This is a genomic window from Halopseudomonas formosensis (assembly GCF_900115905.1).
In the GTDB taxonomy this organism is placed as follows: domain Bacteria; phylum Pseudomonadota; class Gammaproteobacteria; order Pseudomonadales; family Pseudomonadaceae; genus Halopseudomonas; species Halopseudomonas formosensis.
Genome location: NZ_FOYD01000002.1, coordinates 198688 through 225580, shown reverse-complemented (window position 1 = coordinate 225580; position 26893 = coordinate 198688). Strand labels below are relative to the sequence as shown.

Here is a 26893-nt window from a genome sequence, read left to right as displayed (position 1 = left end):
TGGCGCGGCCGGCAGGCCAGACAGGTAGAACGAAGCGGACAAGCCGATTGTCTTAAGCTTGGCTTCAGGTTGTTTTAAGCCTGAATTCAGCTTGGTCTTCTAGGCTATCCTTGTGTTCAAACAACGGAGTTACCTGATATGAAAAACTGCATTGCAATTTCCTGCGCCGTACTGCTGGGTCTGGGTTCCGCTGCTGCCATGGCTGATGATGATATCAGTCGCGAGGAAGCGGCCCGTCTGGTCGAGCAGGGCACTATCCAGTCGCTGGAAAGCCTGGAGCAAAAGGCCCTGTCGATCAAGGCCGGCCAGATCACCGACCGTGATCTGGAGCTGGACGACGGTCGCTACGAGTACAAGCTGGATATTCGCAGCGAGGATGGTACCGATTGGGATATCACCCTGGATGCAGCCACCGGCGACGTCATCAAGACCGAGCAGGATGACTGATCTTCACCGTCGCCTGAAACCAGCCGCCCTGTGCGGCTGGTTGCTTTTTGGGCTATGGGCGGGCCCCGCGTTCGCCCATGACATTGATCAGGATGAAGCCCTGCGTCTGACCGAGCAGGGGCATATCCTGCCATTGCACGTGCTGATCGAAGATGCGCTGCAGCGCTATCCCGGGCGCTTTCTCGGCGCCGAGCTGGAACGCGATGATGGTCGGTACATCTATGAGCTGGAACTGGTCACCCGGGATCGCCGGGTTGTCGAGCTGGAGTATGATGCGGTCACTGGCAGACTGCTGGATGTGGATATCGACGAGGATGACTGATGCGGCTGTTGCTTGCCGAGGATAACGTGGCCCTGGCGGAAGGGCTGATGCAGGATCTGCGGCAGGCGGGGTATGTCGTCGACTGGCGTGCCGACGGGCGTGATGTGCAGCAGCTGGCCGAGATCGAGCCCTATGACCTGTGCATTCTGGACTTGGGTCTGCCCGGCAGAAGTGGACTGGAGGTCCTGCAGGCCTGGCGTGCCCGGGGCATGAATCTTCCGGTGCTGATCCTCACCGCACGCGACAGCTGGGCCGAGCGGATCGATGGCCTGCGCGCCGGCGCCGATGACTATCTCACCAAACCCTTTCATCCCGAGGAATTACTGTTGCGGGTTCAGGGTCTGCTGCGTCGCAGCCATGGGCATGAGCCCAGACCGACCCTGCAGGCCGCCGGCCTGACGCTGGATGAAAGCACCCAGCAGGTCTCCGGGCCCGGACTGGAGGCGGTGGATCTGTCGGCCAGTGAGTTTCGCCTGCTGCGCTGCCTGATGCTGCACGCGGGCAAGCTGGTGTCCAAGTCCCGGCTCATGGAGCACCTGTACGATAACGAAGCCGAGCGGGAATCCAACGTCATCGAGGTGCAGATCAATCATCTGCGCCGCAAGATCGGCCGCGACGCCATCGAGACCCGCCGTGGTCAGGGCTACGTGCTGGTCGGGCGGCAGACGTGAATTCCATCAGCCGCCGCCTGGGTGGCGGACTGCTGCTGGTACTGCTGCTGACGGTTACCCTGGTCGGGCAGGGGGCGGTGTGGGTCTTTGACCGGGCGCTGCGCGATTACCTGAGCAGCGACCTGCAGCGCGAAGCTGATGCGCTGTTGGCCGCGGTCACCAGCGGGCCGCAGGGGCTCTACCTGGATACCGGGCGCGTCAGTCCGGATTACATGCGGCTGTATTCCGGGCGCTACTTCATTGTCGAGGCGGGCCCGCATCGCTGGCGCTCGCGTTCATTATGGGACCAGCGTCTGCCCATGCCGCTGGACAGCGCTGACCATACCCTGCAACCCGGCCCCTCCGGACAGCAGCTGCTGGTGCGCTCCGAGCAATTCAACAAGCTGGGGCAGTCAGTGGAGATCAGTGTGGCGCTGGATTATCAGCCACTGCTCGAGGCCTTTGCGCGTGCCCGTGTCTGGCTCTGGGGGCTGGGCGGGCTGGCGGTGCTGATCAGCCTCGCGGTGCAGCAATTGCTGCTGCGCAAGGCACTACGGCCGCTGCGCCAAGCCCGGCAGGAACTGGCCGAGTGGCAGGCCGGGCAGCGTCTGCAGTTGTCCGATCAGGTTCCGCAGGAACTGCTGCCGCTGGTACAGGAAGTCAACCATCTCGGAGCGCAGCTGGAGCGCATCATCCAGCGCGCGCGCAAGGGTGTCGGCGATCTCAGCCACGGTTTGAAGACCCCGCTGGCGGTGGTGGAAAGGCTGCTCATCAAAGAGGTGCTGGACGCCGGCGACCGGGAGGTCCTGCACCAGCAGATCGAGCAGATCCGCCGTCAGCTCGAGCGCGCCCTGCAGCGCGCACGGCTGGCGCCGGAGCGACAGCTGACCCGGCGTTTCAGCGCAGCGGAGGACCTGCCCTGGCTGTGTACCTCGGTGCAGCAGGCCCATGGCGAACGGGTGCGTATCGAGCACCCTGATCTGCAGGGTGAGACGCCCTGGCCATTCGAGCGCGAGGACATGCTCGAGCTGCTCGGCAACCTGCTGGACAACGCCTGCAAATGGGCCCGCAGCCGGGTCCGGCTGGAGTGGCAGGTGACCGAGCAGGGGTTATTGCTGAGTGTCGAAGATGATGGCCCGGGAATCAGCGAAGCCGATCGGCAGCGGGTACTGCAGCGCGGGGTCCGCCTGGATGAGGCAGTCACCGGGCACGGCCTCGGGCTGGATATCGTCGGCGACCTGGTCGAGGTATACAACGGCGACCTCCAGCTCCAGAAAAGCCCCCTTGGCGGCCTCGCCGTCCAGGTCCACCTCCCATTCCCCCACCAACCCTGACAAGCACCGCCGCCCGCCGTGCGCTGGTTTCCTGTAGGAGCACCGCCCCGCCGACACGCCGCTGCGGGTATTTCATGTAGGAGCACCGCCCCCGGTGCGAAAGCGGACCCCAGCCAGAACCCCGACCCACCCCCAATCGCACCCGGGGCGGGTGCTCCTACGGCTCAGAACGTGCCCTGGCTAACACGCCGCCACGGGACTCTGTGTAGGAGCACCGCCCCCGGTGCGAAAGCGGACCCCAGCCAGAACCCCGAGCCAACCCCAATCGCACCCGAGGCGGGTGCTCCTACGGTTCAGAGCGTGTCGCCGCCGACACGCCGCTACGGGCATTTCCTGTAGGAGCACCGCCCCCGGTGCGAAGCGGAGCCCAGCCAGAACCCCGAGCCCGCCCCAATCGCACCCGGGGCGAATGCTCCTACAATCGGTAACTCCGGGCGGTGATCCGGCTCAGAGCACCATCGCCGCGGCCCAGCCAAAGGCGATCAGCGGCAGGTTGTAGTGCAGGAAGGTGGGTACCACAGTGTCCCAGATATGGTTGTGCTGCCCATCCACGTTCAGGCCTGCGGTCGGCCCGAGGGTGGAGTCGGAAGCCGGGGAGCCGGCGTCACCCAGTGCGGCGGCGGTGCCCACCAGGGAAACGATCGCCAGCGGGCTGAAGCCCATGTGCATGGCCAGGGGTACATAGATGGCAGCAATGATCGGCACGGTGGAGAAGGACGAGCCGATGCCCAGGGTGATCAGCAGACCCACCACCAGCATCAGCAGGGCAGCCAGCGCCTTGTTGTCACCGATATAATCGGCCGAGGTTGTTACCATGCTCTCGATATGACCGGTGGCCTGCATCACCGAGGCAAAACCGTTGGCGGCGATCATGATGAAGCCGATCATGGCCATCATCTTCATGCCCTCGGTGAAGAGGTCGTCCGCCTCGCGCCAGCGCACCACGCCCGACAGGGAAAACACGATGAAGCCGGCCAGCGCGCCCATGATCATCGAATCCAGCCACAGCTGTACACCGAATGCCGTAACCACGGCTACCAGTGCCACCAGCAGGGTCTTGGGGGTGTAGCTCACCTTGTCGGCCGGCTCGCTGCCGCCGCTGGTTGCTGCCGGGGCATAGTCCCGTTTACGGCGGTAGCTGAAGAAGGCCACCACCAGACCGAACACCATGCCCAGCGCTGGCAGGGCCATCGCGTGCATCACGCTCACGCCCGTGGTATCCAGGCCGCCGTCACGTACGTTGGCCAGCAGAATGTCGTTGAGGAAGATGGCACCGAAACCCACCGGCAGGAACATGTATGGGGTGATCAGACCGAAGGTAAGCACACAGGCCACCAGCCGACGATCCAGACGCAGCTTGTTCATGACGAACAGCAGCGGCGGGATCAGCAGCGGAATGAAGGCAATGTGGATCGGCAGAATGTTCTGTGAGGCGATCGCCGCGCCGAGCAGCAGGACCAGCAGTACCAGGCGCAGCTTGCCGGAACCGGCCTCGCTGCCGCCGTTGATCATGCCCAGAGCGCGATCGGCCAGCGCATGGGCGGTGCCGGATTTGGCAATTGCCACCGCGAAGGCGCCGAGCAGGGCATAGCTCAGGGCGACTGTCGCACCCTTGCCCAGACCAGCCTGAAAGGCCTGCAAAGTGTCATCCAGGCTCAGACCACCGGCCAGACCACCGGCCACAGCACCTACAATCAGTGCAACAACAACGTGTACGCGACACAGACTCAGCGCCAGCATCACACCTACTGCTAGAACAACCGCATTCATGGGTAGCTTCCTGTCAGGGGCTCGAAAAACAGCCAAGGATACCCGAAGCGGGCAGGGCCTAGCCATGGATGATGGAAGGCTGACGCAGATCGGTATCTTTCTGGCGACAATCTTGCATAATCATGTACAGCCCACCGACCTGGAGATTTTGTTGTGATCGAAGGACAACCGCTGCCGTACTACCAACCGCTGATCGACACCGCCACCGGACGGGTCGCCGGCTACGAAGCCCTGGCCCGCCTGCGTCGGGACGACGGCGAGGTAGTCAGTGCCGGGCCGCTGTTCAGCGACCCCGAGGTTGATCAGACCGAGCTGTTGCACCTTGATCGGGACGTGCGGCGCATGGCGCTGGAGCATTTTCAGGCCACGCCCACCGGCTTCATTGCCCTCAACATCTCGCCCAAGTGGCTGACCCAGATCAGTCTCGAAGCGCCGCTGCCGAGCCTCATGCTGCTTGAGGAACTCGGCCTGCCACCGGAGCGGGTAGTCTTCGAGATCTCGGGGCTGGAGGGTGATCCGGATCGCCTGCGGCAGGTCGTTACCCGCTACAAGAGTGCCGGCATCCGCGTCGCCGTGGACGACTTCGGTACCGGCTATTCCATGCTGGATCAGGTGATTGCACTGCAGCCGGACTTCCTCAAGCTGGATATCCAGCTGCTGCACCAGGCCACGCGGGAAAACAGCAACAGCTCGGACTTCGTCAAGTCGCTGGCGCTGGTAGCAGAGAAGAGCGGTTGCTGGATCATCGCCGAGGGCGTCGAGACCGAGGAGCACCTGCACTTTGCACTGGATTGTGGCGCGCGCTATGTGCAGGGATTCCTTTTTGGTGCGGCTGAGGACAATTTCCTTCAGCCCGATGCCCTGCAGCCGCTGTTCTCCCACCTGCGCGATCAGTACGTGCAGGCCAAGCTCGCCGAGCGCGGTCGCTTTCTCGATCTGCGCAAATCCCTCGCTCAGCTGTTTGCCGAACTGCGCATCTGGCTGGAGCAGGGCGGCAAGCCCGAAGCCCTGCGCCCGCCGACAGAGTACCCCTGGCTGCTGCGTTTCTTCCTCTGTGATGCCTACGGTACCCAGATCTCACCCAACTACGAATGGACCGGCCAGCGCTGGCGGCAGGACCCGCGCTATCTGGACCACAACTGGTCCTGGCGCCCCTATTTCTACCGCATTCTGGCGGCCGCGGGGGAGGACAGCCGGGTATTGCTGTCCGGTCGCTACCGGGACGCCAGCAGCAACCGCCAGTGCATGACTTCCGGATTGTTCATTGACGAGGGGCGCCACCTGCTGCTGGTGGATATCGATGTCGAGCAGTTGCGCAAGCTGCAGAACGCTGCGGAGGAATGAAGGGTCGCCGGCCCGGTGCCGGCAACCCCGGTGAGATCAGATGCGGAAACGAGCGAGCAGGGCGCTGATCTGCTCGCCGATACGTGCCAGATGCTGACTTGCCTCGGCTGTCTGCTGGGCGCCTTCGGTGGTTTCCTGCGCCAGACCGGCGGCCTCGGTCACGTTGCGGTTCACATCTTCCACGACGGTTGACTGCTGCGTGGTGGCGCTGGCAATGGAGGCATTGAGTGCCACCAGTTGCTGCATGGCCTGGCTGATCTGCTCCAGCGCCCGGCCCGCCGCATTCACCTGCTCGACACTCTGCTCCGAGTACTGGCTGCTCTCGTTGATCACCTGCACCGCCGACTGGGTGTTGTTCTGCAGGCGGGTGATCATGTTGTGGATCTCTTCGGTGGACTTCTGCGTGCGCTGCGCCAGATTGCGTACCTCGTCGGCCACCACGGCAAAGCCGCGACCCATTTCCCCGGCCCGCGCGGCCTCGATTGCCGCATTCAGAGCCAGCAGGTTGGTCTGCTCGGCGATGGCGCGGATCACATCCAGTACGGTGGCGATTTCGTCCGCGTCGGTGGACAGCGTCTCCATATGACCCACGGCAGTATTCACGCTGGCGGAAAGCCGATCGATATGCTCGATGGTCTTCTCCACCTGAGCACGGCCGAATTCGGCGCCCTCGCTGGCGTTCTCCACTTCCCGGGCGGCCGCATTGGCGTTCTGTGCCACGTCCTGCACGCCATAGGTGATCTCGTTGATCGCGGTGGCCATCAGCTCCATGCGCTCGGACTGCCGGTTCATGCCGTTCAGCGCCGCATTGCTGATCTGGTCCAGCTGCTGACTGGCGCTGATCATCTGATTGGCGCCATCGCCCAGCTGGGTCACCAGATTGCGCAGGTTGCCGGTAAAGGTGTTGAAGTGATAAGCCAGCAGCGACAGCTCGTCCCGCCCGTTGCTGTCCAGGGTGCGGGTCAGGTCCGCTTCGCCCTGGGCGATATTGCCCATGGCCTGGACTACCAGGTTCAGCGGATGGGTGATGCTGCGGCCGATCACGTAGATGGTGGCGACCATGAACAGCACGATCAAGGCCACTACTGACAGGGCCCACACCAGCTGACTGTGGAAGCGTGCCTCCATCTCGTCGAGGTAGATACCGCTGCCGATCATGTAGTCCCAGGGTTTGAAGTGGGTGAAGGCTGCCAGCCGACGAACCGGGTCATCCACGTCGATCTGTCCGCCGGGTTTGACCCAGTTGTACTCATAGTGGCCGGTGCCCCGCGCGCGGGCCAGGTCGACCATCTCCTTGATCACATTCACCGAGCCCGGGCGTCCCAGAGTGCTCAGGTCCACGCCCTCGGTTTCCGGTGACATGGGGTGCATGAGCATGACGTAGTTCATGTCGTTGACCCAGAAATACTCATTGCCGTCGTAGCGCAGCTGGCGCAGGGTTTCCAGGGCTTGCCGGCGCGCCTCCTCGCCAGTCAGCTCCCCGCTGAGCTCGCGCTTGTGGTATCCAGCCAGCAGACTGTGGGCGGTTTCTACCAGGTGGGTTGCCTTGGTGATCTCCGCAGCGTGGATTTCCTTGCGTAGGTGATCCAGGGATATGTAGGTCAGCAACAGCAGGCTGATCAGGGCCACCACGAGGATGATCCACAACCGTTGGTTGATCCTGACACGGCGTAAGAACTCCATTTTGATCTCCGTGCTTGTACATTGTTTGATTTCCACGATCAGCTCTGGGGCGATCTACCGAACCTTATCGGCCGGAGGGGCGGTTACTGGAGCATTTTTAATTCCTTGGGGCAATTACGCATAGGGCATCATTGATCTGCTGAATCGCCATTGCGCGCACCGGCTGATAGACGGTAGAAAAGCGCGCAGGGGGCGCCTTCCGCTGCCGCAGGGAGCGTGATACATTGCCGCCGCTCCGAGTGCTGGCGGGCACTTTCCGCTGCTGGCCGGGTCTACCCGTTTGTTTCTCATGGGATCTCATATGCAGCTATCTATCAAAAGCCTATCCTTCGCCACCCTGTTCGGGCTGTCCGCCATCTCCACTGCATTGCTTGCCGAAACAGCTGCGGTAGAACCGCCGGCTGATGCGGTCATGAGCGAGGATGTGGAAGGCAAGGTCATTGTCGGCTGGGTTGAGAAGGGCCTGATCCTGCCGGAGCAGACCGCGGTCAAGGTCAAGGTCGACTCCGGTGCACTGACCTCCTCCATGCACGCCATCAACCTCGAGCGGTTCCGTCGCGACGGCAAGCGCTGGGTGCGCTACGACGTCGAGGTCAAGGATGCCGATACCGGCGAGATGACCACCCTGCATTTCGAGCGGCCGGTCTACCGTCAGATCACCGTGCGCGGTGCCGGTGGGGAGGACTACCGCCCGGTGGTCAAGATGCGCATGTGCATCGGCAACCGCATCTACGAAGAGCAGTTCTCCCTGCGTGACCGCAGCGACATGACCTACCCCGTACTGCTGGGCCGCCGTACCATCGAGCATATCGGACTGATCGACGTGTCCAGCACCTTCCTGCTGCCCCTGGAATGCCCCGAGCAGGCCAGCGAGGAGGAGCGCCAGCGTCAGCAGAAGCTCAAGGAAGATCCCAGCCTGATCGACGAGAGCCAGATCGATCAGCCCTCCGATCCGGAGGAAGAGGATGACGAGCAGGAAGGTGGCGAGCAGGAAAGCTCAAAGGGATAACGCCCAACCACCCGCCGCCGTGGCCAGGACCACCAGCCACGGCGGCCGCTTCCAGAACACCAGTGCTACCAGCGCCGCCAGCGCAAGAACGAAATCCGCCGGCCCGCGAATGGCGGTGGTCCACATCGGCTGATACAGCGCCGCCAGCAAGAGTCCCACCACAGCTGCGTTCACCCCTGCCAGCGCCGACCTGATGCGCTGCCGCCGCCGCAACTGATCCCAGAATGGCATCACCCCGATCACCAGCAGAAACGACGGCAGAAACACCACGACCAGGCAGAACAGGCCGTTCAGCCAGCCCGGCAGGCCGGTATCCATAGCCGCACCCAGAAAGGCGCTGAAGGTGAACAGTGGGCCAGGTACTGCCTGGGTTGCCCCGTAACCGGCCAGAAACACCTCCACATCCACCCAGCCGGTATCCACCGTCTCGGCCTGCAGCAGCGGCAGGACCACATGGCCGCCACCGAACACCAGCGAACCGACACGGTAGAAAGTGTCCGCCACTACCAGCAGCGGTTCTTGTTGCAGTGCTGCCAGCAGGGGCAGCAACAGCAGCAGGGAAAAGAACAGCGTCAGTGCCAGCATGCCTGCCGTGCGGCTTACCGGGGCAGTGGCGGAATCCGACTCGGCGATCTGTTCGGGGCGAATCAGCAGCATGCCGACCACGCCCGCGCCCAGCAGCACCAGCAACTGGCCCCAGTAACTGGACATCAGCAGCACCGCCGCGGTCGCCACCGCCATCATGGTCACCCGCAGGCGATCCGGGCACAGGGTGCGTGCCATGCCCCAGACCGCCTGGGCCACCACTGCCACGGCCACCACCTTCAGCCCCATCAGGGCCCCAGCCGCCAGATTGCCATGACTCGCCAGCAGGCTGGCGAACAGGATCAGCGCAATGGCCGAGGGCAGGGTAAAACCCAGCCAGGCCGCCAGCGCACCGCCATAACCCGCCCGGCCAAGGCCCAGGGCGATACCTATCTGGCTGCTCGCCGGACCCGGCAGAAACTGGCAAAGCCCGATCAGATCGGCATAGGCCCGCTCCGACAGCCATTGCCGGCGCAGCACAAACTCATCACGGAAGTAGCCCAGATGGGCAATGGGGCCACCGAAGGAGGTCAGCCCCAGACGCAGGAAAACCAGAAAGACTGCCCAGGGACTGCGATCGTCACGGGGCAGGGGGGCAGGCGGCTGTTTCACGGAGACGCCCGAGTTACCACATCAGGTCATCGGGAATCTTGTAGGCGGCGTAAGGGTCGTCCTCATCTGCCGGCTGCTCTTCCACCTTGGCAATGATGACCGGCCAGTGCGGCGCGCGCTCGGCCACTTTCTCGGCGGCCTCCAGCGGAATGATCTGGAACTGGCCCGACAGGCGGACAATGGCGAGCCGGCCACGACTGAGCCGATCGAACTGCTCCTGGGTCACATGGATCTTCTTGATCTTGTTCTTCACGACGAACTGATAGGGCACATCGCCGGCGCTGCGGTCGATCACGGCCTGCTCGATGATCTGTTTGGCCTGGGCCTCACGCTCCTTGCGCGCGGCCTCCTCCTGACGCTGCAGATTCAGCTGACGGTCGCGCTCGGCCTTCTCCGCACGGGCACGCTCTACGGCCGCAGCGGTATCCTGCACCTTCTCAGGGGCATTCTTGGCGGCCTTCTTCTTGGCGCGCTGGGCCTGCTTGATTTTCTTCTCATCGACCAGGCCAGCCTTCAGCAGCTGGGCTTGCAGTGAATTGAGCATGCGGGGTGGCACCTGTGACAGCAGTTAACAGAAGGCGCATTCTAGGTGTTTCCAGGTTACAGGAACAAGCCGCAGGGGCATTGGACCCGATCAGCGATCCTCGCCGCGCTCCTGGGCCTCGAGTTCCGCCTGACGTTCCTTGATCTTTTTCATCTGCTCCTCGCCGATCGGCATCTTGTTCGCCGTCTTGCGCAGCATGTACAGACCGCCGATGACGGTAGCAATGATGATGAGTACAAATATCCAGCCGATTGTGGGCATTATCCAACTCCCGATTGATAGGCAGAGTCCAAGCATGGGCGATAGCGGGCGGTATGGCAATTCGCTGGAAAAGACAGGGGTTCAACGCCGCTGCTTGACTTAAGCCACTGAACGATTACAATGCGCGCCTGTTTCGACAACACGTTTGTCAAACCGACGCGCAGCGGTAGTTCAGTCGGTTAGAATACCGGCCTGTCACGCCGGGGGTCGCGGGTTCGAGTCCCGTCCGCTGCGCCATATCAAAAGCCCTCGCATCGAAAGATGCGGGGGCTTTTTCATTTCCGGGCAACACCGGTAGGAGCACCCGCCCCGGGTGCGAACGGGGCAGGCTCGGTGTATTGATCTGACTTCGCTTCGCACCGAGGCGGTGCTCCTACAATCGAACGCGTCACCCCCACCCTGTAGGAGCACCCGCCCCGGGTGCGAATAAGGCAGGCTCGGTGTATTGGTTTGCCTTCGCTTCGCACCGAGGCGGTGCTCCTACAATCGAACGCGTCCCCTCCACCCTGTAGGAGCACCCGCCCCGGGTGCGAATAAGGCAGGCTCGGTGTATTGGTTTGCCTTCGCTTCGCACCGAGGCGGTGCTCCTACAATCGAACGCGCCACCCCACCCCGTAGGAGCACCCGCCCCGGGTGCGAACAAAGGCCCGCCCGGCCCACACCAAGGCCAGCGGTCCGGCAAACCGAACGAACTGCCCCAAGCCTGCCGCGCCCCCTGTAAATGCTCGCTCCGCAGCGGTAGAATAGGCGCCTTTGGCTGGTGCCTCTCGCTGCGCCGGTAACACTCATCTAGGGAGCACGTAATGACTGATGTTAAGAAAGTCGTCCTGGCCTATTCCGGCGGCCTGGATACCTCGGTAATCCTCAAGTGGCTGGAAGACACCTACGGTTGCGAGGTGGTCACCTTCACTGCGGATCTGGGGCAGGGCGAAGAGGTTGAGCCCGCACGTGCCAAGGCGCAGGCCATGGGCGTGAAGGAAATCTACATCGACGACCTGCGTGAAGAATTCGTCCGCGACTTCGTGTTCCCGATGTTCCGCGCCAACACCGTCTACGAAGGCGAATACCTGCTGGGCACCTCCATCGCCCGTCCGCTGATCGCCAAGCGCTTGATCGAGATCGCCAACGAAACCGGCGCTGACGCCATCTCCCACGGCGCCACCGGCAAGGGCAACGACCAGGTGCGCTTCGAGCTGGGTGCCTACGCACTCAAGCCGGGCGTGAAGGTGATTGCTCCCTGGCGCGAGTGGGACCTGCTGTCCCGCGAGAAGCTGATGGACTACGCCGAGAAGCACGGTATTCCGATCGAGCGCCACGGCAAGAAGAAGTCCCCTTACTCCATGGACGCCAACCTGCTGCACATCTCCTACGAGGGCGGCGTGCTGGAAGACACCTGGACCGAGCACGAAGAAGACATGTGGCGCTGGACCAAGTCCCCGGAAGCTGCACCGGACAAGCCCACCTACATCGAGCTGAGCTACCGCAACGGTGACATCGTCGCCATCGACGGCAAGGAAATGACCCCCGCCGAAGTGCTGACCTACCTGAACAAGGTCGGCGGCGAAAACGGCATCGGCCGTACCGACATCGTCGAGAACCGCTTCGTCGGCATGAAGTCCCGCGGCTGCTACGAAACCCCCGGCGGCACCATCATGCTCAAGGCGCACCGTGCCATCGAGTCCATCACCCTGGACCGTGAAGTGGCGCACCTGAAGGACAGCCTGATGCCCAAGTATGCCGAGCTGATCTACAACGGCTTCTGGTGGAGCCCCGAGCGCGTCATGCTGCAGCAGATGATCGACGCCTCCCAGGTCAACGTGAACGGCGTGGTACGCCTGAAGCTGTACAAGGGCAACGTCATCGTCGTGGGCCGCAAGTCCGACGACTCGCTGTTCGACCAGAACATCGCCACCTTCGAAGACGACGCCGGTGCCTACGATCAGGCCGACGCAGCGGGCTTCATCAAGCTGAACGCGCTGCGCCTGCGCATCGCCGCCAACAAGGGCCGCAAGCTGATCTGATCAGCTGAACCGGCACCATTGAGATCGCCCGGTCTACTCTGGAAGGAGTGCCGGGCGATCTGCTGTCGAGAACCAACCTGAGGAGAAACACCATGCGCATTCTGCACACCATGCTCCGCGTGGGCGACCTGGAAAAATCCATCGCCTTCTATACCGAAGTACTGGGCATGACCCTGCTGCGCCGCAAGGATTACCCCGAAGGGCGTTTTACCCTGGCCTTCGTCGGCTACGGTAACGAAGCCGAGAACTCCGTGCTGGAGCTGACCCACAACTGGGACACTCCCAGCTACGACCTGGGTACCGGCTACGGTCACATCGCCATCGAAGTGAATGATGTCTACAAGGCCTGCGAACAGATCAAGGCCGCCGGCGGCAAGGTCGTGCGCGAAGCCGGTCCCATGATGCACGGCTCCAGCATCCTCGCCTTCGTCGAAGACCCCGACGGCTACAAGATCGAACTGCTGTCCCCCAGCCGCGGAGACTGATTCCCGGGTGTAGTTCAGCCGCTTTACGCCTGCATTGTCTGCGTGCATATGTCGGCGAGCGGTGCTCGCCACCCGACCCGGCGCCCCCCCGGAAGGGACGAGCACCAGCTCGTCCGCGGTGCAGCAGGAGCACTCGTTCATCGAGCCAGCAGGGGTGCCAGGCTGTTCGCACCCGGGGCGGGTGCTCCTACATTGCCACGACACACCCGCGCTACGCCACCCTGAACCACCCACCGAATCACCTCGCCGGATGTATGCCCCGTATCTGCGCCGCCATGTCAGCGGCATACAGATCCGTCATCCCGGCAATGAAATCAATCACCCGCATATAGCTTGAGTACCTGTCCCAATCCGGTTTGGGGGCATTGTTGCCCAGCAGGTCGAGAATACGGCGGTGCTTGAAGCTCAGGCTGTGCCCCGATTGCTGCTCATTCACCGCGCCGCAGAAGGCTTCCAACAGCGTCTCCAGGGTGCTGTAGGCGCCGATCTCGTGCAGCGTCTTGCGCTTGTCCTGAAAGATCCGCTCCCGGGCCATGCGCTTGGCGTCCTGCACGCAGCGGCGGGCGGCTTCGGGCATATGGCTGACCAGATCACCCTCCAAGGTCCCGGCCAGCAGGGGCTTTTGCTGAGCGATGAAGGTTTCCGCCGCCGCATTGACCAGATGTTCGATGGCCTTGCCACGCAGAATCGCCAGCTTGCGCCGAGTGGAGTCCTGCGGGCCGAGCAGGCGATAGGTTTCCGGCAGGTCATCACCCACCAGGCCCAGCAGCAGGTCCTCCACTTCGCTGTAGCGCAGCAGCTCCATTTCCAGACCATCTTCCAGATCGATCAGCGCATAGCAGATGTCATCGGCAGCCTCGACCAGATAGACCAGAGGACTGCGCGCCCAGCACTGGTCCCCCAGCGGCGGCAGGCCTAGCTTCTCGGTGATCTGCAACAGCGCCGGATACTCTGCCTGGTAGCAGCCGAACTTGTGCTTCTTGTAGCCTGCGATGTCCGCGTGCCCGGAGGTCCAGGGGTATTTCAGATAGGCGCCCAGGGTTGCGTAGGTCAGGCGCATGCCGCCGTCGAACTGGTGATACTCCAGCTGGGTCAGCACACGGAAACCCTGGGCATTGCCCTCGAAGTTCAGGAAATCAAGCCGCTGCGCCTCGGTCATGTCCTCCAGCCAGCCCTGGGCATCGGCCTTGTGGAACCAGTGGCGGATGGCATCCTCGCCGGAATGGCCATAGGGCGGGTTGCCGATGTCGTGGGCCAGACAGGCCGCCTGGATGATCACCCCCAGGTCCGCCGGCTCGCACCAGCTCGGCAGTACCCCGCGCAGCATCTCGCCCACCCGCATGCCCAGCGAGCGGCCAACGCAGCTCACTTCCAGGCTGTGGGTCAGGCGGGTGTGGATATGGTCGTTGCTGGAAACGGGGTGAACCTGGGTCTTCTTGCCGAGGCGGCGGAAGGCGCCGGAGAAGATGACGCGGTCATGGTCCTTGTGGAAGGGTGTGCGGCCCAGCTCCTCGGAACTGGCGACGGGTTTGCCGAGACGCTCACGGCACAGCAGTGTTTCCCAATCCATTATGTCCTCCGATCAGAAGCCATCGAGTATGTGGCAATGCCGTCGGGCTGCCAAGGGTGTGGCCCCGGGGGCAACAGGGTAGAATGGCCGCCGATCGATCTGATTCTGCCTGTACTGGAACATTGCATGACCATATCACTGACCCTGTTCGGAACCACCGCCTGCCATTTGTGCGAGGAATGCCTGCAGCTCACCCGTCCGCTGGAAGGCAACGGCGTTGTGGTCAGACAGGTGGATATCACCGAGGACCCGGCGCTCATGGCGCAGTACGAACTGCGCATTCCGGTCCTGCGCCGGGACGATACCGGGGCCGAGCTGGACTGGCCCTTCGGGCTGGGGGAGCTGCTTGAGTGGCTTGCAGACCGGCTGAGGGAGGAAGCTTGATATGGCACAGGTAGTGACCGCCTTCTGGAAGCGCAAGACCCTGGAACAGATGGACCGCCAGGAGTGGGAGTCCCTGTGTGACGGCTGCGGTCTGTGCTGCCTGCAGAAGCTCGAGGACGAGGACGACCCCAACACTGTCTACTACACGCGCATCGCCTGCAAGCTGCTGGACCTCAAGACCTGCCGCTGCAGTGACTATCCCAACCGGCGCAAGCATGTGCCCGACTGCGTGCAGCTGACCCCGGCCAGCGCCGCGGAGTTCGCCTGGCTTCCCCCGACCTGCGCCTACCGCCTGGTGGCCGAAGGGGAAGATCTGCCGCCGTGGCACCCCCTGGTCTGCGGAGATCCTCAGGCCGTGCACAAGACCGGCATCTCCCAGGCCGGGCGGATGCTGGCGGAAGGCAGCGTGGCGGATGAGGATTGGGAAGATCACATCATCTTTCGGGTGTAGGGTGGCGATAAGCTCGCCCCTTCTGGGCATCGTAGCCTTCCTTCTGGGTATCGTAGCCTTGTAGGAGCACCCGCCCCGGGTGCGAACAGCGTAGTGCGGGGGGGCTCGAAGTTCTCCTGCTGCATCGCGGACGAGCTGGTGCTCGTCCCTCCCAGGCGGCACCGGCTTAAGCTCGCCTCTCCCGGGCGTTATAGTCTTTGTAGGAGCACCCGCCTCGGGTGCGAACAGCGTAGTGCGGGGGGCTCGAAGTTCTCCTGCTGCATCGCGGACGAGCTGGTGCTCGTCCTTCCCAGGCGGCACCGGCTTAAGCTCGCCTCTCCCGGGCGTTATATTCTTTGTAGGAGCACCCGCCCCGGGTGCGAACAGCGTAGCGCGCCTGCTGGCTCGATGGGTGAGTTCTCCTGCTGCACCGCGGACGAGCTGGTGCTCGTCCTTCCCGGGATTGCACTGGCTCGGGTTGGCGTAGCGCGGGTGCGCTACACCCCGGTCACCGTTTGATCTGCAGCTCCCTCAGCTTGATATACAGATACCGCACCTGGTCATACTCGAAGGGGCTGTCGAGGGAGCCGTAGCGGAAGTTGTTGATGTAGCGCAGGTTGAGTGCGTAGAGCCCATAGGACCAGGGGTTGTCGTTCATGTAGCTGCGGTTGTCGAGGAAGGCGGCGGCGTCTTCAATCGACCAGTCCACGGCGCGGCCGGTGGTGTCGCGCAGGGTAGAGGGGCCGAGCAGGGGCAGGACCAGGTAGGGGCCTTCGGGCACGCCGTAGTAACCGAGGGTCTGGCCGAAGTCTTCCGGCTCCTGAGGCAGCCCGAAGGCCTTGGCCACGTCGAAGATGCCCAGCACCCCTATGGTGGTATTCAACAGCAGACGCGCCGTGGTCCGGCCGCTCTTCTGCATCTTGCCCTGGGCCAGGCTGTTGGCCAGGTTGGGCACATCTGCCAGGTTGGCAAAAACGTTGGATACCCCCGAGCGCACGAACTTGGGTGTCACCTTCACATAGGCGTTGACCGCCGGCAGGTATACATACCGATCGAACTGCCCGTTGAACCGGTACATGCGTCGGTTGAAGCCTTCGATGGGATCATGGATCTTCAGCGCCCTGAGGCTGGAATGCTCGAACTGGTAGTTGTTGCCCTCGGAGTCGATGGTCAGCTCCGCCAGCGGGTCCCGGTATTCGGGGATCTGATCCAGCGCCAGGGCAGCGGTACTCGCCAGCAGCACACAAACCACCGCCATGCCCTTGAATATCCTGCTGATCATGGCTGTTCTCCTTCCATGAAGGCCAGAATCTGCTTCATCACGTCCAGATACTGGAGATTGCCGCCGTGCCCGCCGTGGGGGTAGAGGAAGGCGCGTTCACCGAAGGTCTCGGCGATGAAGCGGTAGTTGTCGGCAGTCAGAATGAAGTCGTCCGCGTTGGTCAGGGCTGCGATATCCGGATTGTTACGCAGGAAGGACTCTATGCTCTGCAGGCTTGTCTCCCAGGCCATGTCCTCCATGCTCTTGCCGACGTTGCGGCTGCTCCAGTTCGGCCACAGCTGGGTTTCCAGATAACAGCTGAAGTCGCAGAACAGCGCCCGGCGCAGGTAGGGGGTGAGCGAGGTGCTGACCTTGAGCGTTTCACCTGCAGGGGCGTAGCGGCCGCCCTCGGTGATCAGGTCGGCCATGAAGTTCAGGTCTGCTGCGGCAAAGCGGAACACCGCGCCGATCAGGGTCGCCATTTCGGCATCAGTCAGGGCTTCGTCGGAACTCTGGATGCCATAGAACAGGCCGGACTCGATATCGGTTCCCCCGCTGGCCTCGAAGTACCTCGCCAGCTTCTGGAAGATATGCTCGTAGAAACTGTCAGCGCTGCTGACACCATCGATCTGGGTCCGCGCCAGGGCATCCAGGCGGTGGATGGAGGCGTACAGATCCACTGGCGGGTTGAGCAGCAGGGTGCGGGAAAAGTTGAACTGTTGCAGGTCCTGATCCAGGTGGGCGACAAAGGCCGCATTCAGCGCACCTAGACTGAAGCCAGCCAGGCGGTAATCGGTGATCTCCAGCTCCTTCTCACTGCGTGCGTGCTCTACCGCCAGAGACATCGCACTGTGCAGGTCCCGCGCGTCATCCTTGCCCAGGCCCGGCAGGCCGCTGCGCGATGCCGCAGCGATGAAGTCATGGTTGGTTGGTGACGACATGATGATCACATGCATGCCGGCATTCCAGAAGGCGCGCTTCAGGTAATCCAGACGCGGGCTGTCATAGCCTGATCCGGTACCGGCAATGAGAAACACCAGGGGCGCCGGCTTGTTGTGCCAGGCCAGCCGGTAATGCAGGTCACGGTACTGTGACAGTACCGGGGGCAGATACCGTTCCGGCAGCACCCGTACCGACAGGTCGGCCTGACGCACTTGCGGCTCTTCCGGCACCGGCCATACCAGCTGCGGCGGCGTGCCGACTATGGTTGCGAGGAAGGGATTGGTGACCGGGTAGCCCGGCTCGTCGGCGAGCGCGGGCAGGCACAGCAGGCCTGCCAGGCACAGGCCCAGGTACTGTAGGTATCGGTTCATCGGGATTTCCGTTTGGCTTCATGAACTATACCCGCAATTATGGGATTAGTTCCGTTAAGCGCAACGGTTCCACGCCAGTGATGACCGGGTTTCAGGCACGAAATACCGGCAGGCCGAGGCCCTGGGACGCGCTACGGCGACGCTCCAGCCGGCGCCAGACCCGCTCATGAAAATAGAAGGCCACGGTATTGAGCGATGGCTCGATCAGGGCTACCGCGCCGCCCAGCAGAACGCTTCCGGTCATGGCATAGACCACACCGAAGGCGATGGTGAAATGCATTATTGCGAAGGTAATGGTCTTGAGCATCGGGTCCCCCAGAAAGCGAAGATAGGAATAATTCCTGTTTCAGCTATTCTGGGGGCCCGCTCCCGGAACGGGAAAGAGTATTTCTCAATGAGCGCTATCGGCGCCCTCAATCCAGGTCGAAGTCGTAATCGGCGAGTTCCTTCTCCAGGCGCCGTTGCTCCAGATAATCGTCGATCTGACGCCGACGAGTCAGGCTGGATTTGGTGGTCAGCGCCTCGGTTTCGGGCGCTTCTTCCTCTTCCAGGAAATCCTCATCATCCAGTTCGATATCGGTTTCTGCGTTGGCCATATCTCCACTCCACTATTGAAGGTTGGCGTTTGCGCACCTTATAACGGGAGTCGAATGGAAGCGGAAATAGATTTTTTGTATCGAAAATCCAGATTTTACCGATACTGTTTCAATCCGAAGTCTTGTGCTTGTATTCGCACAGATCCTCGATCCGGCAACTGCCGCACTGCGGTGTCCTCGCCTTGCATACATAACGCCCGTGCAGGATCAGCCAGTGATGCGCATCCTGCAGGAATTCCCGAGGCACATGGCGCATGAGTTTCTTCTCGACCTCCAGCACCGTCTTGCCCGGTGCTATCCCGGTACGGTTGCTGACCCGGAAGATATGGGTGTCCACTGCCATCACCGGATGGCCGAAAGCGGTGTTGAGTACCACGTTGGCGGTCTTGCGGCCCACGCCGGGCAGAGCTTCCAGTTCTTCGCGGGTTTCCGGCACCTGGCTGCCGTGCTTCTCGATGAGGATGCGGCAGGTTTCGATGACGTTCTTCGCCTTGCTGTTGAACAGGCCGATGGTCTTGATGTACTCGGACAGCCCCTCAACGCCCAGGGCATGGATGGCCTCGGGGGTGTTGGCCACCGGGAACAGCTTGTCGGTGGCCTTGTTGACCCCCACGTCGGTAGCCTGGGCGGAAAGGATTACCGCGATCAGCAGTTCGAAGGGGGTGCTGTAGTTCAGCTCGGTGGTCGGGTGCGGGTTGTCATCCCGCAGCCGGCTGAAAATCTCATAACGCTTGGCTTTGTTCATTATCAGCTGATGGTTCCGGTCACGCGTACTCGCTTGCTGCCAGCGGCAGCGGGGGCTTCCAGGCGCTGGGCCTGGCGGGCCTTGATCTGATTGTCGATTACATTTTTCAGCGCAATCAGCAGGCCCATGAACAGGAAGGCGCCGGGCGGCAGAATGACGAAGAGCACTTCCTTGTAATCGGGAAATACCACCCAGGTCCAGTTCGCCGCGATGGGGCCGAGCAGCAGGTGCATGTTGGCGAACAGGGTGCCCTGGCCGACCAGCTCACGCAGCATGCCCAGAACCAGCAGCACCAGGGCAAAGCCTGCGCCCATCATGAAGCCGTCTACCGCCGAGGGCAGGACCGGGTTCTTCGCGGCAAAGGCATCGGCCCGACCGAGGATGATGCAGTTGGTCACGATCAGCGGGATGAAGATGCCCAGGATCAGGAACAGCTCATAGGTGTAGGCCTGCATCAGCAGCTCGATGCAGGTGGTCACGGCGGCGATGATCATCACGAAGGCGGGCAGGCGTATCGCATCGGTCACCGCGCTGCGGATCAGCGATACTGAGACGTTCGAGCATACCAGCACCAGAATGGTAGCGATGCCGAGCCCCAGGGCGTTCACCGTGCTGCTGCTGACACCCAGCAGCGGGCAGAGTCCCAGCAGCTGCACCAGGCCGGCGTTGTTGTGCCAGAGACCATCGGCCGCCAGCTCGGAATAGCGCTTGTCAGCCATGGTTGGCCTCCTGTCCGCTCAGTTGCAGCAGCTCGTCACGGTTCTGCTGGAAGTACAGCAGGGCATTGCGCACGGCCCGCACCACGGCCCGGGGGGTAATAGTGGCGCCGACAAACTGGTCGAATTCGCCGCCGTCCTTGCGCACCGCCCAGCCTTCAGGGGCCGGCATGCTCAGGCTCTTGCCCTCGAAACTGAAGATCCACTGACCCTTGCCGACCTCGAACTTGTCGCCCAGGCCCGGGGTTTCCCGGTGGTTGGTGATGCGCACGCCGGCCAGCTCGCCATTGGCACGGATGCCGACCAGCAGATCAATACGCCCGCTGTAGCCGTCCATGGTCACTGCCGGCAGTATGACGGCGACCACCTGGCCCTGCTGGCGGGCACGCCAGGCAGTCGCCGGCTCCGGCAGACGCAGCAGGCTGCGATCGGCAATGCTGAAGCCATCCTCCAGCAGGTCGTTGTCGTGCTGATCATCGGGCAGGATCTCGTTCAGCGCGCGCATCTGCATGCGCTGCTGCTCCATGGCGATGCGCTCGCTGGTGGCCTGCTGGATAAAGGCGATCACACCCACGGTACAGATGGCGAACACGCCGAGAATCAGGCTGTTGCGCAGCACCGAGCGGCTGGGAGTCAGAGTCTCTTGCATATCAGTGTCTCTCGCTCTGGCCCTTGCCCATACCACGGGTGGCCCGGGCATGACCGTAGGTCCGTGGTGCGGTGTAGTAATCGATGGTCGGTGCGCACAGGTTCATCAGCAGCACGGCAAAGGCCACCGCATCCGGATAGTTGCCCCAGACCCGGATCACATACACCAGCACGCCCACGCCCGCGCCGAATACCAGGCGCCCACGGGGGCTGGTAGCGGAGCTGACGGGGTCGGTGACGATGAAGAATGCGCCCAGCATGGTCGCACCACCGAGCAAATGAAACAGCGGCGAGCCGTTGCTGGCCGAACCATCGCCATTCCAGAACAACAGGCTCATCAGTGCCAGTGCCCCGAGCATGCCCACAGGCGCATGCCAGCTGTAGATACGCTTGTAGAGCAGGAAAAGCCCGCCGGCGAGCCAGGCGAGCGAGACCCATTCCCAGGCACGGCCGGCCATCCCGCCCAGCGCAGGCTCGGTGGCACGCAGCTCGGCCATTGTCAAAGCGCTGTTGTTGCGCACTACGTCCAGTGCGGTGGCCGTAGCCCAGCCATCGGCGGGCAGGCTGCCCGGGATGAACACCCGCTGCAGACCCTCCAGCAGTCCCAGGGTGGGCGTCAGGGCCGGCTGCAGTTCCTCAATGCCACGCCACACCGGCCAGCTGGTCATCTCCACCGGGAAGGACACCAGCACCACCGCATAGCCGAGCATCGCCGGGTTGAAGGGGTTCTGCCCCAGGCCGCCGTACAGATGCTTGCCGAAGACCATGGCAAAGCCCGTAGCTACCAGCACCAGCCACCAGGGCGAGTAGGGCGGCAAGGCCAGAGCCAGCAGCCAGGCGGTCACCAGGGCGCTGCCATCGTTGAGAAAGAACATCACCGGGCGCTTGCGCAGATGCAGGATCAGCGCCTCGATGACCAGGGCAAAGCAGCTTGCCAGGAGGATGTTGATCAGCGTGCCCCAGCCGAAGAACCAGGTGAGCAACGCCACCCCCGGCAGGGTCGCGCCCAGCACCTGCAGCATGATGGTGCGGGTACGGTTGCTGCCCATGGCATGGGGCGGGCTGATGGGAGCCATGGCCATCAGGTGTCCTCCTGACTGGTTGCCTGTTCGAACGCCTGCTGGGCCTCGGCGTGGGCCTGTTCCAGCTGGACCACCTGCGCCTGCAGGTCGCTGTTGTCCGGGTTCGCGTTCAACTGTTTCTGTGCCTTCTGCAACGCCATGCGGGCGGTGGCGGCGGCGATCTTGAGCTGCTTCTGCTCCGGGCTCAGGGTCGGAATCCTGGCCTTGACCCGAGCCAGATCCGGTTCCGTCGCTGCGCCGGTCTGCTGCTCCTGCGCCTCCCGCGCTTCCCGGGCAGCCTTGGCCCGAGCTGCCTTCTCGGCGCGCGCCTGACGATCCCGCTCACGCTGTTCGGCCTCGCGCTGCAGGCGCTCCAGGCGCTGCTCGTAACGCACGCGGGACTGCTCGGCCTTGGTGTGCTGCTGCTCGATGGCGCGGATCTCGCCTTTGCCTGCACGGAAGTACTGCACCAGCGGAATGCTGCTCGGACACACATAGGCGCAGGCACCGCACTCGATGCAATCGAACAGGTTGTAGCGTTGCAGTTGCGGATAGTCCTTGCCCAGGGCAAACCAGTGCAGCTGCTGGGGCAGCAGCTGGGCCGGGCAGGCCTCGGCGCACAGGCCGCAGCGGATGCAGGGCAGTGCCGGGGGTGGTGTCGGCAGTTCCTGCTCGGTCGCCGCCAGCAGGCAGTTGCTGGTCTTGATGATGGGTGCCTGCGGGTCCACGGTGAAGCCCATCATGGGGCCGCCGAGCACCAGTCGATGCAGACGCTCGCGCTGCAATCCGGCAAAGGCCAGCAGCTCGCTGATGGGGGTGCCGATCAGCGCCTGCACGTTGGTCGGCCGCTCCAGTGCGCCTCCGGTGAGGGTCACCACGCGGCTGATCAGCGGGCGGCCCAGCATTACCGCATCGTGTACCGCCAGTGCAGTACCTGTGTTCTGACAGAGCACACCGATATCTGCCGGCAGCCCGCCACTGGGTACTTCCCTGCCGGTCAGAATCTGGATCAGCTGCTTCTCGCCGCCGGAGGGGTATTTGGTCGGTATCGGCACCACGCGGATGGTCGGATTGTGCTGCGCCGCCTCGCGCATCGCGGCGATTGCCTCGGGCTTGTTGTCCTCGATGCCGATCAGTACCTGCTCCGGGGTCAGCACATGCATGAGGATTTCAATGCCCGTCACCACCTGCGCCGGGTAATGACGCATGGTCATGTCATCGGCGGTGATGTAGGGCTCGCATTCGGCACCGTTGATGATCAGCGTCTCGATGCGGTGGTCGGGACGCGACAGCAGTTTGGTTGCAGTCGGAAAACCCGCACCGCCCATGCCGCTGATGCCTGCTGCAGCCAGTTTCTCCACCAGGGTCACATGATCCAGAGCGCGATAGTCGGCAATCGGCTCCAGCTCGACCCAGCGGTCTTCACCATCGCTATCCAGCACAATGGCCGGCTCGTGCAGCCCCGACACATGGGGGTAGGGTGCCGGTCCGATCTCGGCTATGGTGCCGGAGGTCGGTGCATGCAGCGCGCAGCTGAAGCGGCCCTGGGCCGTGGCCAGCAGCTGCCCCTTGAGCACATGATCACCGACCTTGACCACGGGTTCCGCCGGCACCCCGATATGTTGCAGCAGGGGCAGGATCAAGCGCGCAGGCAGCGGCGGCTGTTCCACACCACGGGTGGTGGACTGGGCCTTGTTCTCCGGTGGGTGAATGCCACCGGGAATATCATGAATACGGATCTGCGCGGTCATCAGGCGGCTCCCCGCTCGGCAGCGGCCAGCGGTGGTGCCGGTGGCATATCCCAGCGCCAGTTGCGGGTGGTCACCGGCAGCGGCACCATGTCGATGCAATCGACCGGGCAGGGCTCCACACACAGGTCGCATCCGGTGCATTCATCCACGATCACCGTATGCATCTGCTTGGCCGCCCCCAGAATGGCATCCACCGGGCAGGCCTGGATGCACTTGGTGCAGCCGATGCACTCGGCCTCACGGATATAGGCCACCATCGGCGGCTTCTCCTCGCCGTGCTCCCCATCCAGCGGCAATGCCTCCACATCCAGCAGATCAGCCAGCGCTTGAATGGTCGTTTCGCCACCCGGCGGACACTTGTTGATCGCCTCGCCATTGGCAATCGCCTCGGCATAGGGCTTGCACCCGGGAAAGCCACACTGACCGCACTGGGTCTGCGGCAGCAGCGCGTTGATCTGATCGACAATGGGATCACCCTCAACGCGGAACCGCACCGCGGCATAGCCGAGCAGCGCACCGAATACCAATGCCAGCAGCAGAAGGACCGCAACGGCGGTGAGTACCATGCCCATGCTCAGATCCTGATCAGTCCGGTAAAGCCCATGAACGCCAGCGACATCAGCCCGGCGGTGATCATGCCGATCGCCGCGCCCCGGAAGGGCACGGGTACATCGGCAATGGCAATCCGCTCACGCAACCCGGCAAAGAGCACCAGCACCATGGAAAAGCCCAGCGCCGCGCCGAAACCGTAGGTCGCCGCCGTCATGAAGGTCTGCCCCTCGCGGTTGGTGATCAGCAAAGCCACCCCCAGCACCGCGCAGTTGGTGGTAATCAGCGGCAGAAAAATCCCCAGCACCCGGTACAGCAGGGGACTGGTCTTGTGCACCACCATCTCGGTGAACTGCACCACCACGGCAATCACCAGAATGAAGGAAATGGTCCGCAGAAACTCCAGGTCCAGCGGCAGCAGGATGTACTGGTAGGTCAGATAGCTGAGGATGGACGCCAGGGTCAGCACAAAGGTTGTCGCCATGGACATGCCCAGCGCCGTTTCCAGCTTCCCGGACACCCCCATGAACGGGCAAAGCCCGAGGAACTGAACCAACACGAAGTTGTTCACCAGGATGGTGCTGAGCAGTATGAGAACGAATTCAGTCATTTGTGTTGTCCATTACTTTGGCCGGGAGGACACACAGCCGAATCACATCACTCGCTGCCCCGGCTTGGCCCCCTGATCCGGGCTCAGCAGATAAATCTCCTCACCACCAGGGCCGGCCGCCAACACCATCCCCTCGGACACCCCAAACTTCATCTTGCGCGGCGCCAGGTTGGCCACATAGAGCGTCAGCCGGCCTTCCAGCTTGCTCGGGTCGGGATAGGCGCTCTTGATGCCGGAGAACACGTTACGCGTCTCATCGCCGATGTTCAGCGTCAGGCGCAGCAGCTTGTCCGCACCCTCCACGAACTCGGCTTTCTCGATCAGGGCAATACGCAGATCCACCGCGGCGAAGGCATTGAAGTCGATCTGCGGGGCCAGGGGCTCCTTGACCAGCTCGCCGTTGCCCGCCGGAGCATTGGTACTGGTGGCTTCCAGGTCTTCCTTGGAGGCCTCGACCATGGCTTCAACCCTGGCCGGCTCGATACGGGTCAGCAGCGGTTTGAAGGCATTGAGCTGATGGGCGCCCAGGTGGCTGTCCAGATCGCTCCACTGCTGCGACGGCAGGTTGAGGAAAGCCTCGGCGTCGGCGGCCAGGGTCGGCAGGACCGGCTTGAGCAGGATGATCAGCTGACGGAACAGGTTGATGCCCAGCGAACAGATGGCCTGCACTTCGTCCTGCTTGCCTTCCTGCTTGTTCAGCGCCCAGGGAGCCTTGTCGGCGATCCAGGCGTTGGCCTTGTCGGCCAGGGCCATGATCTCGCGCATGGCGCGGGAGAAGTCGCGTTTTTCGTAGGCGTCGGCAATCGACGGGAAGGCGGCGGTAAAGGCGTCGCTCAGCTCCGGTGCCGGGTTGGCGTCAGTCAGCACGCCGCCGTTGCCCTTGTGGATGAATCCGGCGCAGCGGCTGGCGATGTTCACCACCTTGCCCACCAGGTCGGAGTTGACCTTCTGGATGAAGTCTTCCAGGTTCAGGTCCAGATCATCCACGCCACGGCCCAGCTTGCAGGCGTAGTAGTAGCGCAGGTATTCCGGTGCCAGGTGTTCCAGATAGGTGCGGGCCTTGATGAAGGTGCCGCGGGACTTGGACATCTTCTGCCCGTTGACGGTCAGGTAGCCGTGCACGTTCACCCCGGTGGGCTTGCGGAAGCCGGCGCCTTCCAGCATGGCCGGCCAGAACAGGGTGTGGAAGTTGATGATGTCCTTGCCGATGAAGTGGTACAGCTCGGCGGTGGAGTCCTTGCTCCAGAAGGTATCGAAGTCCAGCTCCGGGCGACGGGCGCAGAGATTCTTGAAGCTGGCCATGTAGCCGACCGGCGCGTCCAGCCAGACGTAGAAATACTTGCCCGGCTCGCCGGGGATTTCGAAGCCGAAGTAGGGCGCATCACGACTGATATCCCACTCCTGCAGCCCGGAATCCAGCCATTCGGCGATCTTGTTGGCCACGGCATCCTGCAGGGTGCCGCTGCGGGTCCATTCCTTCAGCATGTCCTGGAAGTCGGGCAGGGTGAAGAAGAAGTGCTTGGAATCCTTCAGCACCGGGGTCGCGCCGGAGATGGCCGAGCGCGGGTCTTTCAGTTCGGTCGGCTCGTAGGTGGCACCGCACTTCTCGCAGTTGTCACCGTACTGGTCTTCGGCGGCGCACCGCGGGCAGGTGCCCTTGATGAAGCGGTCGGCCAGGAACATGCCCTTTTCCGGGTCGAAGTACTGCGTCACCGAACGGGTGCTGATGTGACCGTTGGCCTTGAGCTTCTCGTAGATCAGCTCGGACAGCTGGCGGTTCTCTTCGGAATGGGTGGAGTAGTAGTTGTCGAAATCCACCAGAAAGTCGGCAAAGTCGGCGGTGTGCTCGGCCTTGACCGCGTCGATCAGCTGCTCGGGCGTGATGCCTTCCTTCTCCGCGCGCAGCATGATGGCCGAGCCATGGGCGTCATCGGCGCAGACGTAGATGCACTGATGGCCGCGCAGCTTCTGGAAGCGGACCCAGATGTCGGTCTGGATGTATTCCAGCATATGCCCCAGATGGATCGAACCGTTGGCATAGGGCAGGGCGCTGGTAACGAGAATCTGACGTTTGGGCTGGTTGCTGGACATGGGCACTCGGCTTCAGTTGGATAAACGGATCAAAGCCGGCAATTGTACCCTTTTGGGGAGTGCGGGTCATCTGTCGAGGGGGGAACACCCCCCTCTACTCA

At 62.9% G+C, this 26893-nt stretch carries 28 protein-coding genes and 1 tRNA gene; 11 read left to right on the top strand and 18 right to left on the bottom strand.

Annotation, left to right across the window (positions count from 1 at the left end; genetic code table 11):
* Positions 1–138: 138 nt before the first annotated feature.
* From BM046_RS04080 to BM046_RS04065, 4 genes are read left to right on the top strand one after another with little or no spacing between them, the layout of a single operon-like run.
* A complete protein-coding gene (locus BM046_RS04080; protein ID WP_090537248.1) occupies positions 139–447 on the top strand; it encodes a PepSY domain-containing protein in 309 nt (102 codons plus the stop codon).
* Complete coding sequence (locus BM046_RS04075) at positions 440–769, top strand: PepSY domain-containing protein (protein WP_090537247.1); 330 nt, start codon at positions 440–442, stop codon at positions 767–769. The genes BM046_RS04080 and BM046_RS04075 overlap by 8 nt, the downstream gene beginning before the upstream one ends.
* The gene (locus BM046_RS04070) at positions 769–1440 is read left to right on the top strand and encodes a response regulator transcription factor (RefSeq protein ID WP_090537246.1); all 672 of its coding nucleotides are present in this window, start codon (positions 769–771) and stop codon (positions 1438–1440) included. Before BM046_RS04075 ends, BM046_RS04070 begins: the two co-directional genes overlap by 1 nt.
* Entirely contained in the window at positions 1437–2753 is a 1317-nt protein-coding gene (locus BM046_RS04065; RefSeq protein WP_090537244.1) for an ATP-binding protein, read from the top strand. The genes BM046_RS04070 and BM046_RS04065 overlap by 4 nt, the downstream gene beginning before the upstream one ends.
* Positions 2754–3200: 447 nt before the next feature.
* On the opposite strand, the gene BM046_RS04060 is transcribed toward BM046_RS04065, so the two are convergent.
* A complete protein-coding gene (locus BM046_RS04060; protein WP_090537242.1) occupies positions 3201–4523 on the bottom strand; it encodes a Na+/H+ antiporter family protein in 1323 nt (440 codons plus the stop codon).
* 153 nt (positions 4524–4676) lie between these two features.
* Here BM046_RS04060 and BM046_RS04055 point away from each other — a divergent pair, with 153 nt between their 5' ends.
* Positions 4677–5867, top strand: a complete 1191-nt coding sequence (locus BM046_RS04055) for an EAL domain-containing protein (RefSeq protein ID WP_090537240.1) — start codon at positions 4677–4679, stop codon at positions 5865–5867.
* A gap of 36 nt (positions 5868–5903) precedes the next feature.
* Here the strand turns inward: BM046_RS04055 and BM046_RS04050 are convergent, their stop codons facing one another.
* On the bottom strand, positions 5904–7550 hold the full coding sequence (locus tag BM046_RS04050) for a methyl-accepting chemotaxis protein (protein ID WP_090537238.1): 1647 nt from the start codon (positions 7548–7550) through the stop codon (positions 5904–5906).
* 301 nt (positions 7551–7851) lie between these two features.
* On the opposite strand from BM046_RS04050, the gene rloA3 reads away from it, so the two are divergent.
* On the top strand, positions 7852–8559 hold the full coding sequence (gene rloA3 / locus BM046_RS04045; protein WP_235818567.1) for a retropepsin-like aspartic peptidase RloA3: 708 nt from the start codon (positions 7852–7854) through the stop codon (positions 8557–8559).
* Here the strand turns inward: rloA3 and chrA are convergent.
* The 3 genes from chrA to BM046_RS04030 all read right to left on the bottom strand — a co-directional run bounded on the left by chrA (position 8548) and on the right by BM046_RS04030 (position 10561).
* Entirely contained in the window at positions 8548–9756 is a 1209-nt protein-coding gene (gene chrA / locus BM046_RS04040; protein WP_235818566.1) for a chromate efflux transporter, read from the bottom strand. The two genes, rloA3 and chrA, sit on opposite strands and share 12 nt — an antisense overlap.
* A 13-nt stretch (positions 9757–9769) precedes the next feature.
* On the bottom strand, positions 9770–10300 hold the full coding sequence (locus BM046_RS04035; RefSeq protein ID WP_090537236.1) for a DUF2058 domain-containing protein: 531 nt from the start codon (positions 10298–10300) through the stop codon (positions 9770–9772).
* A gap of 90 nt (positions 10301–10390) precedes the next feature.
* A complete protein-coding gene (locus BM046_RS04030) occupies positions 10391–10561 on the bottom strand; it encodes a DUF2897 family protein (protein WP_090537234.1) in 171 nt (56 codons plus the stop codon).
* Positions 10562–10721: 160 nt separating this feature from the next.
* On the opposite strand from BM046_RS04030, the gene BM046_RS04025 reads away from it, so the two are divergent.
* From BM046_RS04025 to gloA, 3 genes are all read left to right on the top strand, one after another.
* A tRNA-Asp gene (locus tag BM046_RS04025) sits at positions 10722–10798 on the top strand.
* Between the two features lie 566 nt (positions 10799–11364).
* Positions 11365–12582, top strand: coding sequence for an argininosuccinate synthase (locus BM046_RS04020; protein ID WP_090537232.1), 1218 nt, complete (start codon positions 11365–11367; stop codon positions 12580–12582).
* A 92-nt stretch (positions 12583–12674) separates the two neighbouring features.
* Positions 12675–13067, top strand: a complete 393-nt coding sequence (gene gloA, locus BM046_RS04015; protein WP_090537230.1) for a lactoylglutathione lyase — start codon at positions 12675–12677, stop codon at positions 13065–13067.
* Between the two features lie 238 nt (positions 13068–13305).
* Here the strand turns inward: gloA and BM046_RS04010 are convergent, their stop codons facing one another.
* Positions 13306–14637, bottom strand: coding sequence for a deoxyguanosinetriphosphate triphosphohydrolase (locus BM046_RS04010; RefSeq protein ID WP_090537228.1), 1332 nt, complete (start codon positions 14635–14637; stop codon positions 13306–13308).
* 126 nt (positions 14638–14763) lie between these two features.
* On the opposite strand from BM046_RS04010, the gene BM046_RS04005 reads away from it, so the two are divergent.
* Together BM046_RS04005 and BM046_RS04000 are read left to right on the top strand one after the other, a co-directional pair.
* On the top strand, positions 14764–15021 hold the full coding sequence (locus BM046_RS04005; protein WP_090537226.1) for a glutaredoxin family protein: 258 nt from the start codon (positions 14764–14766) through the stop codon (positions 15019–15021).
* A 1-nt stretch (position 15022) separates the two neighbouring features.
* Complete coding sequence (locus tag BM046_RS04000; protein ID WP_090537225.1) at positions 15023–15472, top strand: YcgN family cysteine cluster protein; 450 nt, start codon at positions 15023–15025, stop codon at positions 15470–15472.
* Positions 15473–15959: 487 nt separating this feature from the next.
* Here the strand turns inward: BM046_RS04000 and BM046_RS03995 are convergent, their stop codons facing one another.
* From BM046_RS03995 to metG, 12 genes are all read right to left on the bottom strand, one after another.
* Positions 15960–16733 (bottom strand): MlaA family lipoprotein, encoded by a 774-nt coding sequence (locus BM046_RS03995; RefSeq protein ID WP_090537223.1) that lies wholly within the window; start codon positions 16731–16733, stop codon positions 15960–15962.
* The gene (locus tag BM046_RS03990) at positions 16730–18025 is read right to left on the bottom strand and encodes a hypothetical protein (protein ID WP_090537220.1); all 1296 of its coding nucleotides are present in this window, start codon (positions 18023–18025) and stop codon (positions 16730–16732) included. Before BM046_RS03990 ends, BM046_RS03995 begins: the two co-directional genes overlap by 4 nt.
* A 91-nt stretch (positions 18026–18116) precedes the next feature.
* On the bottom strand, positions 18117–18332 hold the full coding sequence (locus tag BM046_RS03985; RefSeq protein WP_090537218.1) for a DUF2061 domain-containing protein: 216 nt from the start codon (positions 18330–18332) through the stop codon (positions 18117–18119).
* Positions 18333–18438: 106 nt separating this feature from the next.
* The gene (locus BM046_RS03980; RefSeq protein ID WP_090537216.1) at positions 18439–18621 is read right to left on the bottom strand and encodes a PA3496 family putative envelope integrity protein; all 183 of its coding nucleotides are present in this window, start codon (positions 18619–18621) and stop codon (positions 18439–18441) included.
* Between the two features lie 109 nt (positions 18622–18730).
* The gene (nth, locus tag BM046_RS03975) at positions 18731–19366 is read right to left on the bottom strand and encodes an endonuclease III (protein ID WP_090537214.1); all 636 of its coding nucleotides are present in this window, start codon (positions 19364–19366) and stop codon (positions 18731–18733) included.
* Positions 19367–19368: 2 nt separating this feature from the next.
* Positions 19369–20085 (bottom strand): electron transport complex subunit E, encoded by a 717-nt coding sequence (locus BM046_RS03970; protein WP_090537212.1) that lies wholly within the window; start codon positions 20083–20085, stop codon positions 19369–19371.
* Positions 20078–20731 (bottom strand): electron transport complex subunit RsxG, encoded by a 654-nt coding sequence (gene rsxG / locus BM046_RS03965; RefSeq protein WP_090537210.1) that lies wholly within the window; start codon positions 20729–20731, stop codon positions 20078–20080. Before rsxG ends, BM046_RS03970 begins: the two co-directional genes overlap by 8 nt.
* Before the next feature lies 1 nt (position 20732).
* A complete protein-coding gene (gene rsxD, locus BM046_RS03960; RefSeq protein WP_090537208.1) occupies positions 20733–21812 on the bottom strand; it encodes an electron transport complex subunit RsxD in 1080 nt (359 codons plus the stop codon).
* Positions 21812–23542: an electron transport complex subunit RsxC gene (gene rsxC / locus BM046_RS03955; RefSeq protein WP_090537206.1), complete on the bottom strand. Its 1731-nt coding sequence runs from the start codon at positions 23540–23542 to the stop codon at positions 21812–21814. Before rsxC ends, rsxD begins: the two co-directional genes overlap by 1 nt.
* Positions 23542–24114: an electron transport complex subunit RsxB gene (gene rsxB / locus BM046_RS03950; protein WP_090537204.1), complete on the bottom strand. Its 573-nt coding sequence runs from the start codon at positions 24112–24114 to the stop codon at positions 23542–23544. The genes rsxC and rsxB overlap by 1 nt, the downstream gene beginning before the upstream one ends.
* Before the next feature lie 2 nt (positions 24115–24116).
* Positions 24117–24701, bottom strand: coding sequence for an electron transport complex subunit RsxA (gene rsxA / locus BM046_RS03945; RefSeq protein WP_090537203.1), 585 nt, complete (start codon positions 24699–24701; stop codon positions 24117–24119).
* Between the two features lie 42 nt (positions 24702–24743).
* A complete protein-coding gene (metG, locus tag BM046_RS03940; protein ID WP_090537201.1) occupies positions 24744–26792 on the bottom strand; it encodes a methionine--tRNA ligase in 2049 nt (682 codons plus the stop codon).
* Positions 26793–26893 lie beyond the last annotated feature (101 nt).